This window comes from Halogeometricum borinquense DSM 11551, from assembly GCF_000172995.2.
GTDB lineage: Archaea > Halobacteriota > Halobacteria > Halobacteriales > Haloferacaceae > Halogeometricum > Halogeometricum borinquense.
Genome location: NC_014732.1, coordinates 18,951 through 31,713, shown reverse-complemented (window position 1 = coordinate 31,713; position 12,763 = coordinate 18,951). Strand labels below are relative to the sequence as shown.

Annotated in this window: 13 protein-coding genes; 4 read left to right on the top strand and 9 right to left on the bottom strand. The window is 61.0% G+C overall.

The window, feature by feature from the left end:
- Nucleotide 1 precedes the first annotated feature (1 nt).
- Genes paaD through paaA form a run of 4 tightly spaced genes read right to left on the bottom strand, consistent with a single transcriptional unit; the run spans nucleotide 2 to nucleotide 2,549 of the window.
- On the bottom strand, nucleotides 2-424 hold the full coding sequence (gene paaD / locus HBOR_RS18375) for a 1,2-phenylacetyl-CoA epoxidase subunit PaaD (protein WP_006055756.1): 423 nt from the start codon (nucleotides 422-424) through the stop codon (nucleotides 2-4).
- The gene (paaC, locus tag HBOR_RS18370; RefSeq protein WP_006055755.1) at nucleotides 417-1,286 is read right to left on the bottom strand and encodes a 1,2-phenylacetyl-CoA epoxidase subunit PaaC; all 870 of its coding nucleotides are present in this window, start codon (nucleotides 1,284-1,286) and stop codon (nucleotides 417-419) included. Before paaC ends, paaD begins: the two co-directional genes overlap by 8 nt.
- Nucleotides 1,286-1,600: a 1,2-phenylacetyl-CoA epoxidase subunit PaaB gene (gene paaB, locus HBOR_RS18365; RefSeq protein WP_006055754.1), complete on the bottom strand. Its 315-nt coding sequence runs from the start codon at nucleotides 1,598-1,600 to the stop codon at nucleotides 1,286-1,288. The genes paaC and paaB overlap by 1 nt, the downstream gene beginning before the upstream one ends.
- A 4-nt stretch (nucleotides 1,601-1,604) precedes the next feature.
- Nucleotides 1,605-2,549 carry a 1,2-phenylacetyl-CoA epoxidase subunit PaaA gene (gene paaA / locus HBOR_RS18360; protein ID WP_049890755.1) on the bottom strand — a complete coding sequence of 315 codons (945 nt, stop codon included), beginning with the start codon at nucleotides 2,547-2,549 and terminating at the stop codon, nucleotides 1,605-1,607.
- A gap of 88 nt (nucleotides 2,550-2,637) precedes the next feature.
- Here paaA and HBOR_RS18355 point away from each other — a divergent pair, with 88 nt between their 5' ends.
- Both HBOR_RS18355 and HBOR_RS18350 read left to right on the top strand, forming a co-directional pair.
- On the top strand, nucleotides 2,638-3,276 hold the full coding sequence (locus HBOR_RS18355; RefSeq protein WP_006055752.1) for a helix-turn-helix domain-containing protein: 639 nt from the start codon (nucleotides 2,638-2,640) through the stop codon (nucleotides 3,274-3,276).
- A gap of 67 nt (nucleotides 3,277-3,343) precedes the next feature.
- Nucleotides 3,344-4,108 (top strand): enoyl-CoA hydratase/isomerase family protein, encoded by a 765-nt coding sequence (locus tag HBOR_RS18350; RefSeq protein ID WP_013440800.1) that lies wholly within the window; start codon nucleotides 3,344-3,346, stop codon nucleotides 4,106-4,108.
- A gap of 15 nt (nucleotides 4,109-4,123) precedes the next feature.
- On the opposite strand, the gene HBOR_RS18345 is transcribed toward HBOR_RS18350, so the two are convergent.
- Entirely contained in the window at nucleotides 4,124-4,999 is an 876-nt protein-coding gene (locus tag HBOR_RS18345; protein WP_006055750.1) for an amidohydrolase family protein, read from the bottom strand.
- A gap of 352 nt (nucleotides 5,000-5,351) precedes the next feature.
- Here HBOR_RS18345 and HBOR_RS18340 point away from each other — a divergent pair, with 352 nt between their 5' ends.
- Nucleotides 5,352-6,395, top strand: coding sequence for a glycosyltransferase family 2 protein (locus HBOR_RS18340; protein WP_006055749.1), 1,044 nt, complete (start codon nucleotides 5,352-5,354; stop codon nucleotides 6,393-6,395).
- Between the two features lie 16 nt (nucleotides 6,396-6,411).
- Here HBOR_RS18340 and HBOR_RS18335 read toward each other — a convergent pair whose 3' ends face one another.
- From HBOR_RS18335 to HBOR_RS18325, 3 genes are all read right to left on the bottom strand, one after another.
- The gene (locus HBOR_RS18335) at nucleotides 6,412-7,053 is read right to left on the bottom strand and encodes an HAD family hydrolase (RefSeq protein WP_006055748.1); all 642 of its coding nucleotides are present in this window, start codon (nucleotides 7,051-7,053) and stop codon (nucleotides 6,412-6,414) included.
- A 71-nt stretch (nucleotides 7,054-7,124) separates the two neighbouring features.
- Nucleotides 7,125-8,519, bottom strand: coding sequence for a sulfatase (locus HBOR_RS18330; protein ID WP_006055747.1), 1,395 nt, complete (start codon nucleotides 8,517-8,519; stop codon nucleotides 7,125-7,127).
- 98 nt (nucleotides 8,520-8,617) lie between these two features.
- Nucleotides 8,618-10,132, bottom strand: a complete 1,515-nt coding sequence (locus HBOR_RS18325) for a lipopolysaccharide biosynthesis protein (RefSeq protein WP_006055746.1) — start codon at nucleotides 10,130-10,132, stop codon at nucleotides 8,618-8,620.
- 186 nt (nucleotides 10,133-10,318) lie between these two features.
- On the opposite strand from HBOR_RS18325, the gene HBOR_RS18320 reads away from it, so the two are divergent.
- The gene (locus tag HBOR_RS18320; RefSeq protein ID WP_006055745.1) at nucleotides 10,319-11,317 is read left to right on the top strand and encodes a glycosyltransferase family 2 protein; all 999 of its coding nucleotides are present in this window, start codon (nucleotides 10,319-10,321) and stop codon (nucleotides 11,315-11,317) included.
- A 51-nt stretch (nucleotides 11,318-11,368) separates the two neighbouring features.
- On the opposite strand, the gene HBOR_RS18315 is transcribed toward HBOR_RS18320, so the two are convergent.
- Nucleotides 11,369-12,604, bottom strand: coding sequence for a sulfatase (locus tag HBOR_RS18315; protein ID WP_006055744.1), 1,236 nt, complete (start codon nucleotides 12,602-12,604; stop codon nucleotides 11,369-11,371).
- Nucleotides 12,605-12,763: the final 159 nt, after the last annotated feature.

Sequence of the window (12,763 nt, the reverse complement as noted above, 5' to 3'; positions counted from 1 at the left end):
GTTAGATACTCAGTCCGAACTCTCGGAGGTCTTGTTTGCCCGCTTCGGTCACCATCTCGACGGACCACGCAGGACTCCAGACAAGGTTGAGCATCACGTCTTTGATTCCCTCGACAGCGAGGACGGCTTCACGGATATCGTCTTCGAGCATGTCCCGCGCGGGACATCCGGTGTACGTGAGCGTCATGTCGATTCGCGCTTCGCCCGCCTCGACGTCAACGCCGACGGCGTAGATGAGCCCCAAATCGACGATGCTGATGGGCATCTCCGGGTCCTCGACGGAGTAGAGAGCGTCCCACACGGCGCGTTCGATACCGTCTGCTCCCTCACCCGTCGCGGGGAAGCCGTCTACGTTCTTCCCCTCCGAGTAATCGGTGTACGCGCAGTATTTTGCCCCGCCGTCGTCGTTGAATTCACTACTCATCGTCGGGATCCTTCATGAGTCGCGTCGCCTCGTGCAGTCCCATCTCGCGGTACGCCTCGGTGAAATCGTCGAACAGGACCTGCCAGTGATCGGTGTGGTCGCCGTCGCGACCGAGATGTTCGGGAAGCGCGTCAGCACTGACGTTCCCCTCGTCATCTATCTCGGGTGTGCGGAGGTCGATTCCTATCTCGGTCATCGTCTCTGTCACTGTCTCTAGCCACTCTTCGCGCATGTCTGCGAGCGTTCGCGTCCGAACTCCGAGTTCGTCGATAGCCGCCTCCGCTTCGGGAGCGTCGGCCGCGGGTTCGAAGAACGTCAGCGCGTAGGGGAACAGGCGGTCCGTCGCCGCTTGGACGCGACGGCGGCCCTCGTCGCTGCTGACGAGGCGGCGAAGCCAGTTCATCGAGTGTTCGCGGTGATAGCCCTCCTCACCGAGAACTTTCTCTACGCGGTCACGGATTCGCGGGTACGACGACTTCTCGAGGGCCGTCATGCGCAGATGCTCCGCTTCGTCGTAGAAGTACGACCGGACGATGCAGTCCGCCCAGTCTCCCTCCTCGAACGGGAGTTCAACGAGGGTCGAGTGACGGAACGTCTCCGGGTCGCGTTCCCAGAGCAGGTCCGGTTCGGTGTAGCCGAAGTCCTCCAACAGGTCGTACCACAGGCGCGCGTGGCCGAGTTCGTCCTGTGCGATGTTTGCGATGGAGATATCGGACTCGATGGTCGGTGCGCGAACCTGCCACTCGGTGTAGCGTTCCGCGAGGACGAACTCGTCGTCCGCCATGCGGCGAAGCAGGAGTTCGATGGCCTCCTGTTCTTTGTCCGTGAGGTCCGCCGGCCCGGAGAGCGATTCGACGGACATTAGCTCTCACCTCGTCCTTTCTCGGCTTCCGCCTGTTCGTGTTCGGAGTCGGCCACTTCCTCGGCGACGGAGCCGGTGTTGAACGTCATCGCCCACCGGTAGGACTTGTCAGTCGTCCCGCCGAACTTCGCATGCTCGGCGTCTACTTCGCCAATCTCGTCTTTCGGAACGACCCACAGGCTGTTCGTCGGCTTGCGTCGGGCGTGTTGCACCTGCGCGAACAGGAGTGCCATCTCGCGGTCCGGCGCGTGGACGTTCCCGCAGTGTTGGTGATAGTCGCCTTTTTTCTCCTGTCGGAATACTTCCCAGATCATTGTCTTAGTCCGCCGTGGCGGGCGTCACGCCGCCGGTGTTTGCCTCGTACTCGTCCATCGTTTCGCGCACCCACGCGACCGCCTCTTGGGTACGCTTGCGCGAATCGATCTGTCCCACGCCGGGTTCGTACTCGTTCTTCGCAATCTGGAAGAACTCGTCCCAGTCTAAGTCGTCCTCGTTCACCGTGTACTCGCCCGTGTCCTCGTCGTACTCGATGCGCGGATACTCGGGCAGTTCGAGACCGTACTTTTCGACCTTCGGCAGGTACATGTTGAGGAACGCCTTCCGGAGTTCGTCGTTGGTGTTCTGCTTTAAGCCGACTTCGGCCGCGAAGTCGTGGTGCGTGGACTTGTCGTCCGTCGGGCCGAAGAACTGGATGATTCGCGGCCACCACATCTCGAAGGCCTCCTGCAACTGTTCTTGTTGCTTTTTCGTCCCCTGCGAGAGTTCTCGGAGGATGCTCTCGCCGTGTTTGACGTGGAATCCTTCCTCGAAACACACCTTGTCCATGGCGTGAGCGTACGGTTCCCAACTGGAGGATTTCAGCGTCGCCTGTCGGCGCATCGCCGCGCCGTCAACGAAGAACCCGATCATCGGCGTCTCGATCCACGACTCCATCGGGTAGTGGAAACAGTTCAGGAACTTGCCTTTCCCTTCTGCGAGTTCATCCAGCATCTCCTCGCGCGTCTTGATGCCGAGGCTTTCGGCGGCCCGATACAGAAGTTGCCCGTGGCCGAGTTCGTCCTGTACCTTCGCCGAGAACGCGAGTTTGCGCTCCAGACTCGGTGCCTTTCGGATGAACGGGCGTTCGAGGTACGCGCCCATTATCTCGGAGTTCGCGTGGAACTGAATCATCCGCGTCGCCGCCTTGCGGTACTCCTCCGGCATGTCGTCTTTCGGGGAGAACTCCCGTGGTCCTGCCCGCTCTTTGACGGTTTCGAGGTCCATCTCTATCATCATCTTTCATCGCACAGCACTTACCGGTTAACCAGTCTATAGACTGCCTTTATTATAACGCGCGTGCTTGACGCTAGTAATGATCGAGGAGTGTCTAGTCGCAGAGTTCAGAATTGAGGGCGACGATTGCCCGCTCGCCACGGCGACGGCGAACGCGGACGCCGCCATCGACGCTCGGCCGCCGCAGCTCCGCGCCGACGGGAACGTTCTCATTCAGTTCTCCGCGCAACCGAGTGACGAACTCTCCGAGACGCTTGACGCCGACGACCGGGTCCGGTACCTTCACGTCTCGCACACCGATGGGCGGTCTAACTACCGCTGTCTCTCGAAGCATCCATGCGTTGTCCACGAACTCGTGAATGCTGGCTTTCTGGTTGAGTCGATGCGCTACGAGAACGGCGGCGCGACGATGCGCGGCGCGGTCGTCGGCTACGACGTTCTCCGCGGCGTCATGGAGGCGGCCGGTCGAACCGTCGGCGTGAGTCTTCAGCGGGTCTATCCGCTCCGAACTGACGACGACGAAGCGGTGGCGAGCGGATACGAACTCACTCCGGCGCAGGAGGAGAGTATCCGCGTCGCCGTCGAGATGGGCTACTTCGAACTGCCGCGGACGGTCACCGCAGTGGAGGTGGCCGACGAACTCGGAATCAGCAAGACTGCGTTCCTCGAACGCCTTCGTCGGGCGCAGGGGTCGCTGTTCGGGACGATGTTTGGTTGAGTCCGGTCAGGTTGTCGTTCGACTGTTTCCGGGCAAGGTTTTGTACCGCCTCGCCGTACCCGCCGTCATGCGCGTCGAAGACGACGACGGAGTCCGCCGAATCACGTTCGACCGACCGCAGGTGAAGAACGCGTTTACTGCGGAGGTGGCGCGAGAACTTGCCGACGCACTGGACGAACTCACAGCTGAGACGCACGACGCTGCCGTCCTGACGGGCGAGGGCGACGCGTTCAGCGCGGGCGGCGATATTCAAGCGATGGCCGAACGCGACGAGACCGCACGAGAAGCATACCAGCGTGTCCGCGACACACTGGGCCGCGTCGCCGAATCCGTTCTCACGGCTCCGGTACCCGTCATCGCCCGCGTCAACGGCGACGCCGCGGGGGCGGGACTGTCGGTCGTCGCCGCCTGCGATTTCGCCTACGCCGCAGAAGACGCCCGATTTGCCGCCTCATTCGTCAATGTCGGACTCGTACCCGATGCGGGCGGGACGGTGACGCTCCCCCACCTCGTTGGTCTCCGCGCCGCGAAAGAACTGGCGTTCACGGGGGACCTCATCTCTGCGGAACGGGCGAACGAACTGGACTTGGTGAACGACGTGGTACCCGCGGATGAACTCGACGCGACAGTCGCAGAGATGGTGGCGAAACTGGTGTCGCAACCGACGGAGAGTATCGCCCTCGCCAAGGAGGCGATCCACGCGAACCTCGGTCGGTCGTGGCACGACGGACTCGAACGCGAGGCGCAGGCCCAGACGATGGCCTACGACACTGACGCCCACAAAGAAGGTGTCTCGGCGTTCTTGGATGGCCGGTCGCCCGAATTTGACTAGTCAGTACGCGTTCGGTCAGTTCAGTCCGAGGAACTCCTCGGCGTTCTCCCACAGAATTTTCCGTTGAATCTCCTCGCTCGCGTCGAACACCTCATCGAACGACTCGAACCACTGTTCGGGACGAATCATCGGATAGTCGGTGCCGAACATCACCTTGTCTTGCAGGACGGTCTTCGCGTAGTGGACGACCTGTTCGTCGATATACTTCGGCAACCACCCCGAGAGGTCCATGTAGACGTTCCCCTTCTGCTGGCAGATTGCGAGTTGCTCGCGCTCCCACGGGAACGCCGGGTGTGCGATGAGTATGGGCATCTGTGGATGCTCTGCGGCCACGTCGTCTATCAGCATCGGATTCCCGTACTTGATTCGCAGACCGCGGCCACCCGGTGATCCCGCGCCGAGGGTGGAGTTGCCGCCGTGGAAGACGACGGGGACGCCCAAGTCCTCGATGGTGTCGAACAGTTCCGCGTGCGCTTCGTCGCTCGGGTCGAATCCCTGCGCGATCTGCTGGAACTTGAATCCCGAGAGGTCCAAGTCCTCGACGCACCGAATCGCCTCCTCCACGCAGTCGTCCTTGAGTGGGTCTACACTGCCGAAGCCGACGAAAAAGTCGGGATAGTCATCGCATATCTCCGCGACGTAGTCGTTCGGTACCGGTGGGTTGCCGGTGTTCGTCTCGGCATCCCAGCCGAGGAGAATCGCCTTCGAGATTCCCTGTTCGTGGTACTCCTCGCGCATCGCTTCGTAGTCCCACGTTTCCGTTTCGGTGCCGAACTTCCGTGCGGCGTCCTGCATCATCTCACCGCCTGCATCTTCGAGGAACTCCGCCGTCGGTTGGTGTGCGTGGGTGTCGATGATTCGGGGTTCGTCCAACGAGTCTCTCACGGACATTGGTGACGAACCGTCGCCCGTAAAGAAAGTAGCACCGATTCATTTCTCGTTACAGACTGCATAACTGATCGCGTTCTCCGGATTCTCCGTGACTGTCGAAGTACGTGGAGACTGTCGCTCGAAGCACGCAGAGACAGTATCATGGGTTGCCAGCCCTCAACGGCGACGTGAATCCCGATTTGGCGGGTTTTCTGGTGTGTAACGCACGCATCCCGGTGACAACGAGGGCATAACAAAGTCTCCCACGGCGAACACGTAGACGAAGGCCGAATCAGCGGCACCGACGTTCCTCACTGTTTCACTCGCAAGTGAGGCGTTCGGTGCGCCGGACGGGGACGGCCACCGGAGAACCATGTATAAAGGCAACCGAGTCGCAGTCGTCGTACCAGCCTACAACGAAGAGCGGTTCGTCGGGCGAACGATTGAGAGCGTTCCGTCGTACGTTGACCGTGTCTACGCCGTTGACGACGGTTCGACGGACGACACGTGGCAAGAGATACGGGAGACAGCGCGGCGACTGAATGACGACCGGGCCGAACCGGTCGCCCCCGACGGGGGTCATCACGAGGGCCCGCACGTCGTCCCCATCCGACACGAGACGAATAGCGGTGTCGGCGCGGGCATCAAAACCGGCTACTATCGTGCGATGGCCGACGAGATGGACGTTGTCGCCGTGATGAACGGCGATGCACAGATGGACCCCGCGGTTCTCCCGCACTTTCTGGACCCAATCGTGGAGGGCCGCGCCGACTACGCGAAGGGTGACCGAATCAGCCGCCGCGAGAACGTCGGTGAGATGAGTTCGTGGCGACTGTTCGGAAACAAACTGCTTACGCGACTCACGAACCTCTCTAGCGGCTACTGGAAGACCATCGATTCACAGAACGGCTACACTGCAATCTCCGTCGAGGTGCTCGAACGTATCCCTCTGGTGGAGGTATACGACCAGTACGGATTCCTCAACGACATGCTCACGACGTTGAATCTACACGATGCCCGCGTTGTGAACGTACCGCACCAAGCAGTTTACGGCGACGAAGAGAGCGGTATCGTCTATCGCACGTTCGTTCCCAGTCTCTCCGGACTGCTGTTCCAGAACTTTCTCCGACGGCTCGGACACCGCGCCAGCGACCGCTCGTACCAACCCGCTGTCGCTGCCTACGTCCTCGGGATGGTTGGAATGTTCGTTGGAGGACTCCATGCGATTCGCAGCGTCTCCCGCGTACTCCGCCGCCGCAACGACGCTGCGACGAGCAAGTCACTCTTCGGTCTCGTTGTCAGCGTCCTCGTGTTTCTTGCGGGTACCATTCTCGATAGACGCGCCAACGAGCATCTGGAGAAAGGCTTCGAGACGGACGTCCCCGCGTACGACGGCGGCGACGACGGCGACGAGTAACGACGATTCCCCGTTTTCACCCGACCAGTGGACGAAGGAGCGACGCCAACGCCTCGGTGTTAGCGGCCGCGACGGTGGCATCCGGCCGGTGATCGTCCCCGACGTACACTGTCTCAAAGCCGTGCTCTTGGGCGGGGACGATGTCTGTCTCGTAGGAGTCGCCGACGAAGACGAACGCGTCCGCGGGAAGTCGCTCCTTCGCTGTCTCGAATATCCCCGCGTCGGGCTTTCGTGCACCCACCTCTTCCGACACGACGATTTCGTCTACCAACTCGTCCAACCCGTGCGTCTCGACTTTCCTCCGCTGGACCGTCTCGTTACCGTTCGTGAGGATTCCTGACTGGTGTCGTTCGGCAACGGAAGCAACGAGCCGCCGGACTGACGGCGCGACGCGCGTCGCCGCCACCTCGGTATCGACAAACGTTGTCGCCAGCGCCTCCGGGTCGGCGTCGATCCCGTACTCGTTGCAGACCACCTCAAACGCCCGTTCGTACGGGTCTGGCTCGAACGAATCGAGGGAAGCGGTCAGATTCGACCCGAACGTCTCGGTTATTGCCGCCGTTGCCTCCACTGGGACAGTTCGTTCGAACCACGTATCGAATGGGGTCTCGTAGTCGAGGAGCGTTCCGTCGAGGTCGAAATAGACGGTTGTGGTCATCACCGATCCGACGAAGGCGATCGGAAAACAGGTTTCGTTTCGTCGTTCCGTCAGGTTTCGTGCTGGCCGGTTCAGAGATACCCGAGGTCTTCGAGGTGCGAGGTCATCGAATCGTCGAACTCGGCTTGTTCTTCCCGTTCGGACTCCGGCAGGCCGTAGCTGTCGAGCCACGATTCGCATTTCTGGGCTAACTCGGCGCACACGTCGGATCGCTCCTCGCTCACGTCGCTCACCCCATCGGGAACGGCGAACAGGTCCTCGCCGGACTCACTTTGCTGGTAACGGTGGTCGAGCGTTCGAAGACTCGTTAGGTCACCCACATGATAAGACGAGGCGTCGAAGGCGTCGTCTCGCTCTCCAATCATGTCGAGTTTGCTCGCACACCGGACGCCGCTGCGTTGCGTGACGGCGAACTCGCGGTCCTGTTCGCGGAGGTCGTAGCCGATGGGTACCTCGAACTCGACGCCGACTTCGTTGAGGACCGTCTTCATCGCGTCGGCGTGTTGGACGACGCCGTTGTGGCTCTCGACAGCCTCGATTCCACAGACGACGAGGGGGACGTGCGAGACGGCGTCGTCGGCGACGACCATGTGTGCGAGCATCTCCTGTTCGCCGAACAGTTCGCCGTGGTCGGACGTGACGACTACGATGGGGTCATTCAATCGGTTTTCAGCGCACTCGACGATGCTCCGAACCGTGTCGTCCACGTAGCGGATGGTCGCGTCATACATCGCCTGCAGGGCGTTCCACTCATCATTGGTGAACGGAACGCCGCGAGCGATATAGCCGTGCAGATTCGAGGACATCTCCAGCACGAGGTCGAGCGATTCGCCGACGGACATCTCGAATCCATCCGCAAACAGGTCTTGGTACGGCTTCGGCGGATAGTACGGGTGGTGGCTGTCGCCGAGATGGACGTAGAGAAACAGGTCCTCGTCTGCTTGCGCCGCCTCGCGGATGTGCCGCCGCGCGATGGCGTCGCTAACGTACCCGACGGAGTGCTTTGCGGTGTCCGTCGTGTAGCCTGCGGAGTGCTGGTTGAGTTTCGTCAGGTAGCCGAGGACAGTCAAAACGCCCGCCTCGTCGAGAAGGGTGTCCTTACCTAGGTAATGGAAGTGGTCGAATCCGCGGGCGAGACCCGTTACCTCGCTTAACTGCGGATTCGGCGAGACACAGGCTGTTCGGTAGTCGGTTCGTTGAAGCGCCTCGGGAATCGTCGGGACGTCACTCGACAGCCGATTTTCCTGCGTCCACGTCCGGTGTGACGATGATGCAAGCCCGGTGAGGATCGACGCACTCGACGCGCGAGTCCACACGTCGTGCGAGAAGCAGTGTTTGAACGTCGCACCATCCGACCGGTCGGCCAACGACTGCAAAAACGGTGTTGTGTCGCGGCGGTATCCATCCAGCGACGTGTGGTCCTGCCGAACGCTTTCGAGTGTTATCCAGACGATATCGCGTGGCATTTGCTACTGAATGGGTGACACTCCGGTGCATTAATTCGTCAGCGACTAACCTCGAACGGTTCTCGAACGTGTCGGATTAGCCGATGCTTGTCGCCGTCTCAGCGACGGGCGTTTGCGACGATTCCTTGAATGTTCTGGCCGATGCCCCAGCGGAACTGGCGTTCGAGGAGAGCCACCACCATGAAGTAGGTGGCCGCGCCGACGACGATGCCGATGACTAACTCTGCGATGGCGGGCAGTTGGACAATCGAGTTGATGTACCAGACCACTCCCGCCATGATCGCACTCGCCAGCACGGGGAAGCCGATTTCGCGCACCGTTTCGAACGGGTGTATTTCGAGCATCTTCGCGGTGAGATAGATGTCGATTGGCATCATCGGGAAGACGTAGATTGCCGTGACGACCGCGGCGGTGCCAGCGATGCCGTACCCCCACGTTACCGTCACCGGATAGATCGTGAGTGCGATGAGGATGACACGGAGCGTACCCAGTTTCGTGAGTAAATCCGGCCGACCGAGCGCCTTCCAGATGGGACCGAACGTCTGCCCGAGAGCGCGAAGGAACCCGTAGATGGCGAGTATCTGCATCGGAAGAACCATCGTCATCCACTCCTCGCCGAGGGCAACCATCACGAAGTCCGGCGCGACGACAGCGATTCCGAAAGCAACGGGCGCTGAGATGAACGCATTCACGCGGAGCGTTTTCTTGAACGTGTTACGAAGTTGTTCGGTGTCATCCTGTAGTTTCGAGAACGCCGGAAACATGACGCTTGAGATGACGCTCGTCAGCTCGGTCGCGGGCGCGTTCGAAAAGCGGTACGCGTACTGATAGAACGCCAGCGGTGCGGCTCCGATGAACGCGCCGACGAAAGCGTCGTCACCCTCGCTGTAGAGGAAGTAGAGAATCGACGACCCGGTTATCCACTTGCCGTAGTTGATGAGTTCGTTTGCGGACTCCCGGCTGAAGCTGAGGTTCGGCCGGAAGTCGTGGAGGAGGTACGACAGGACGAGACGAAGGAAGTCGGCGGCGACGTACCCCGCGACTAACGACATCGCCGTGGGGCTGACGAGTGCCCACGCGATAGCAACAATCACCTGTACCACGTCGCCGCTGACTCGGTAGACGAACCGTTTGTGGAAGTCGAGATTTTTCTGAAAGTAGACCATCCCCGGATTCTTGAAGCCCAGAAGGAGCGGGGACAGGGCGATAACTTGAATCAGTGTCGTCGTACTCTGGATGTTGCCGTCCCCGAGGATCTGTGCGATGAACGGCGCGGCGAGGACCAACAGCCCCGAGATGATCGCCCCGCGAGCGATTTCGAGTATCCACACCGTGTTCAGGTGTTCGTCCACGTCCTCGTTTTCGTCTTGGACGAGCGCGGCGTCCAATCCGACGTTTGTGAACTTCTTAATTCCGCTCAGTGCGAGTAGTGCGACCCCAACGAGGCCGATCTGCGTCGGGCCGATGAGACGCGCGAGGACGACGAGCATCGCCAACTGGAGGACGCGACCGAACGCGTTCTGTCCCATCGCCCAGATGGCGCTCTTGACGACGCGTTCTGCAGTCCCACCGCTGGGAACGAGACGACGGAGAAGGGCACGGAGTCGGCTCACCGCCGACCCTCCGAACGCACGCGAGATTCCATACGTCTCTACGAGAGCGGTCCCGAACCTATCGTTATGCCGCCGGTAATGCCCGCTTCTGTCTGCCGTACCGACGCCCGTCTCGTCGTGTTCGGCGCTGGGTTCGGATAATTAGTAAGCGGTGAACAAAGACCCCGTGAGGCAAACTCGGCATCAATGAGTCACGACACGGAGTCCGGTTTGGTTTCGGTAGTCGTTCCGGCGTACGGGCGGCCCGAGTATCTCGACGCCGCGGTCGAGAGCGTCAACGACCAGACGTACGCCCCCATCGAACTCGTCGTCGTTGACGACTGTTCGCCGGACCCAATCGAACCCATCGTTGCGGACGCCGAGACAGACAGTCTCCACCGCGTCCACGTCGTCCGACACGAGGTCAATCGTGGTGCGAACGCCGCGCGCAACACCGGTATCGAAGCCTCACGCGGCGAGTTCGTCGCTTTCCTCGACGACGACGACTACTGGCGGCCTCGGAAGGTCGAAAAACAGGTACGGGCGTTCGAGAACGCGAGCGACGAAGTCGGCTTCGTCTACACCGGACAGGAAAACGTCGCCGACGACGGAACGACGACGAACTATCGCGTTCCCGAGACGCGCGGGTGGGTGACGCACGAATTGTTCCGCGGCGCACCGCTCTGTCCGTTCTCCTCCGTGATGGTGCGTCGGTCCGTCATTGACGAGGTCGGCCTGTTAGATACGCGATTTCCGAGTTGGCAGGACCGTGAGTGGTACCTGCGGGTCTCGGAAGTGTGCGCTTTCGAGACCGTTACGGAACCCCTCGCCGTCCGTCGAGTCGATTCGCACGGCCAGATCAGCGACAACTACGAACAGAAACGAGACGTTTCGTACCCGCTGTTCTTGGAGAAACACCGACCGCTGGCCCGCAAGTACGGCAGACGACACGAAAAGGCCCTCGTCGCGGCGCAGTCGCGTTCGCTTGCCCATGCTGCGCTGGTGAACGGTCAGTACCGCGACGCTGTTCGGTTCCTCCTCCGGAGTATTCGATACGACCCCTCACAAGCCGAGTCGTTCCCCGCTCTCGCAGTCGCTCTCGGTGGTGAACGGGCCGTCAAAGCCGTACAACATGTAAAGCGTTTCCTCGAACGCTTCCGAGGCCGGACAAAGTTCCGGTCTGACACGAACGAAACGAACGTTTGAGGATTCGTTTGAAAGCCGACTCCCGGAGCATTGAGGTCTCGGCTGTCTGTCTCAGAGCGGCCCGGATTCGGTTACTTCGACGGCGGCATCGATCACACGCCGTCGCTCTTCTTCGGCCTCGATTTCGTGGTCTATCACCGACTGTCCGATATCGTACAGTTCCTCGTCGTCTATCGGGTCGCCATCGGCTGTCTCGACCGATTCGCCTTCGGGTCGGCGGGTGTAGCGCCACGACCCACCGTGGGCGACGCGCCAGCCGTCGTTGTTCCGACTGGTGACGATGGGGTGAGCGATAGAGTCGTCGACCGTCTCACCGCGACCCAACCGGGTCAGGAGAGCTGGCAATCCGGCGAGAGAAAACGGTCGCTTGATTCGGTCTTGGGGGTGGTTAGCCACGAAGAGCGGGACGCGAACTGTCTCCTCGTAGAGGGAGCCGTGGCCGTAGTGTCCATCGCGCTCGCCGAACGACTCGCCGTGGTCGGCGTGAACGCAGAGGGCGGTGTCGTCGTCTACCGCTCGCGCGATTCGGTCCACGAACTCGTCGGTAAAGCGAACCGTGTCGTCGTAGGCCCGAAGCAGTCGGTCGTGAAGTAGTCCCGACAACGGAGTATTCTGCTTTGCGCCGCCGAACAACCACGCGTTGGCGGCGTAGGCGGCGGCGGAGGACTGGGACCGATAGCCTTTCGGCGGGAGATACGGCATGTGAACGTCAACCAAGAATATCCACAGGAAGAACGGTTCGTCGCCCTCCCGCGCTTCGTCCAACCAGTCGAGTATCTGGTCGTAGTAGGCGTCCCACGACATGTACATGTCCTGTCCCTGCCACCAGTTGAGCAACTGACTGGTGAGGTCTGAGAAGGTCCCGCCGCGGTCGCCTTTTTCGATGGTGTCGCTGGTCAGATCACCGTCCATGAAGTCCTCGAAGTGGTCGAATCCGGCATCATAGCCGAAGAACCGTGAGGTCCACGGATTCGCGGTGAATCCGGCAGTTCGGTAGCCCATATCTTTGAACTGCTGGGGCAGCGTTCGGCCGGCTTTCAGATTCTGTCGCATCACCGCTTTGCGGTCTTCCGCAGTCGAACGCTCGATTGGGTAGCGCCCGGTGAAGAACGTCGAGGAGGATCCGCTCGTCGCTCCGGCGGGTGCGACGGCGTTCTCGAAGACGAGGCCATCCGCGGCGAGGCGATCCATCGCCGGTGTGAGTCCGTCGTCACTACCGAGGAAACCGCACCGGTCGGTGCGGAAGCTGTCGATAGTGACGAGGACGACATCACGCATGTCAGTCATGCATCGCAGTACCCGCTTTCGGGGTTTTGTTATGCCGCGTGTACCCGTGATGGCCGTCTGGCAACCGGGCGTGAGTGTCGTTGCGCTGCTCGACTGATTTGCCGGTCGCGGTACCCGTAGCCGGTCTATAACAAACCGCGCTGTTCTCCAACGAACGGC

What these genes read in the sequence shown, in the direction of transcription:
- paaC (WP_006055755.1), bottom strand. Translation starts at nt 1,286, where the DNA reads ATGTCCGTCGAATCGCTCTCCGGGCCGGCGGACCTCACGGACAAAGAA.
- HBOR_RS18330 (WP_006055747.1), bottom strand. Translation starts at nt 8,519, where the DNA reads ATGCCACGCGATATCGTCTGGATAACACTCGAAAGCGTTCGGCAGGAC.
- paaB (WP_006055754.1), bottom strand. Translation starts at nt 1,600, where the DNA reads ATGATCTGGGAAGTATTCCGACAGGAGAAAAAAGGCGACTATCACCAA.
- HBOR_RS18320 (WP_006055745.1), top strand. Translation starts at nt 10,319, where the DNA reads ATGAGTCACGACACGGAGTCCGGTTTGGTTTCGGTAGTCGTTCCGGCG.
- HBOR_RS18345 (WP_006055750.1), bottom strand. Translation starts at nt 4,999, where the DNA reads ATGTCCGTGAGAGACTCGTTGGACGAACCCCGAATCATCGACACCCAC.
- paaA (WP_049890755.1), bottom strand. Translation starts at nt 2,549, where the DNA reads ATGGACCTCGAAACCGTCAAAGAGCGGGCAGGACCACGGGAGTTCTCC.
- HBOR_RS18335 (WP_006055748.1), bottom strand. Translation starts at nt 7,053, where the DNA reads ATGACCACAACCGTCTATTTCGACCTCGACGGAACGCTCCTCGACTAC.
- HBOR_RS18355 (WP_006055752.1), top strand. Translation starts at nt 2,638, where the DNA reads ATGATCGAGGAGTGTCTAGTCGCAGAGTTCAGAATTGAGGGCGACGAT.
- HBOR_RS18315 (WP_006055744.1), bottom strand. Translation starts at nt 12,604, where the DNA reads ATGACTGACATGCGTGATGTCGTCCTCGTCACTATCGACAGCTTCCGC.
- paaD (WP_006055756.1), bottom strand. Translation starts at nt 424, where the DNA reads ATGAGTAGTGAATTCAACGACGACGGCGGGGCAAAATACTGCGCGTAC.
- HBOR_RS18350 (WP_013440800.1), top strand. Translation starts at nt 3,344, where the DNA reads ATGCGCGTCGAAGACGACGACGGAGTCCGCCGAATCACGTTCGACCGA.
- HBOR_RS18340 (WP_006055749.1), top strand. Translation starts at nt 5,352, where the DNA reads ATGTATAAAGGCAACCGAGTCGCAGTCGTCGTACCAGCCTACAACGAA.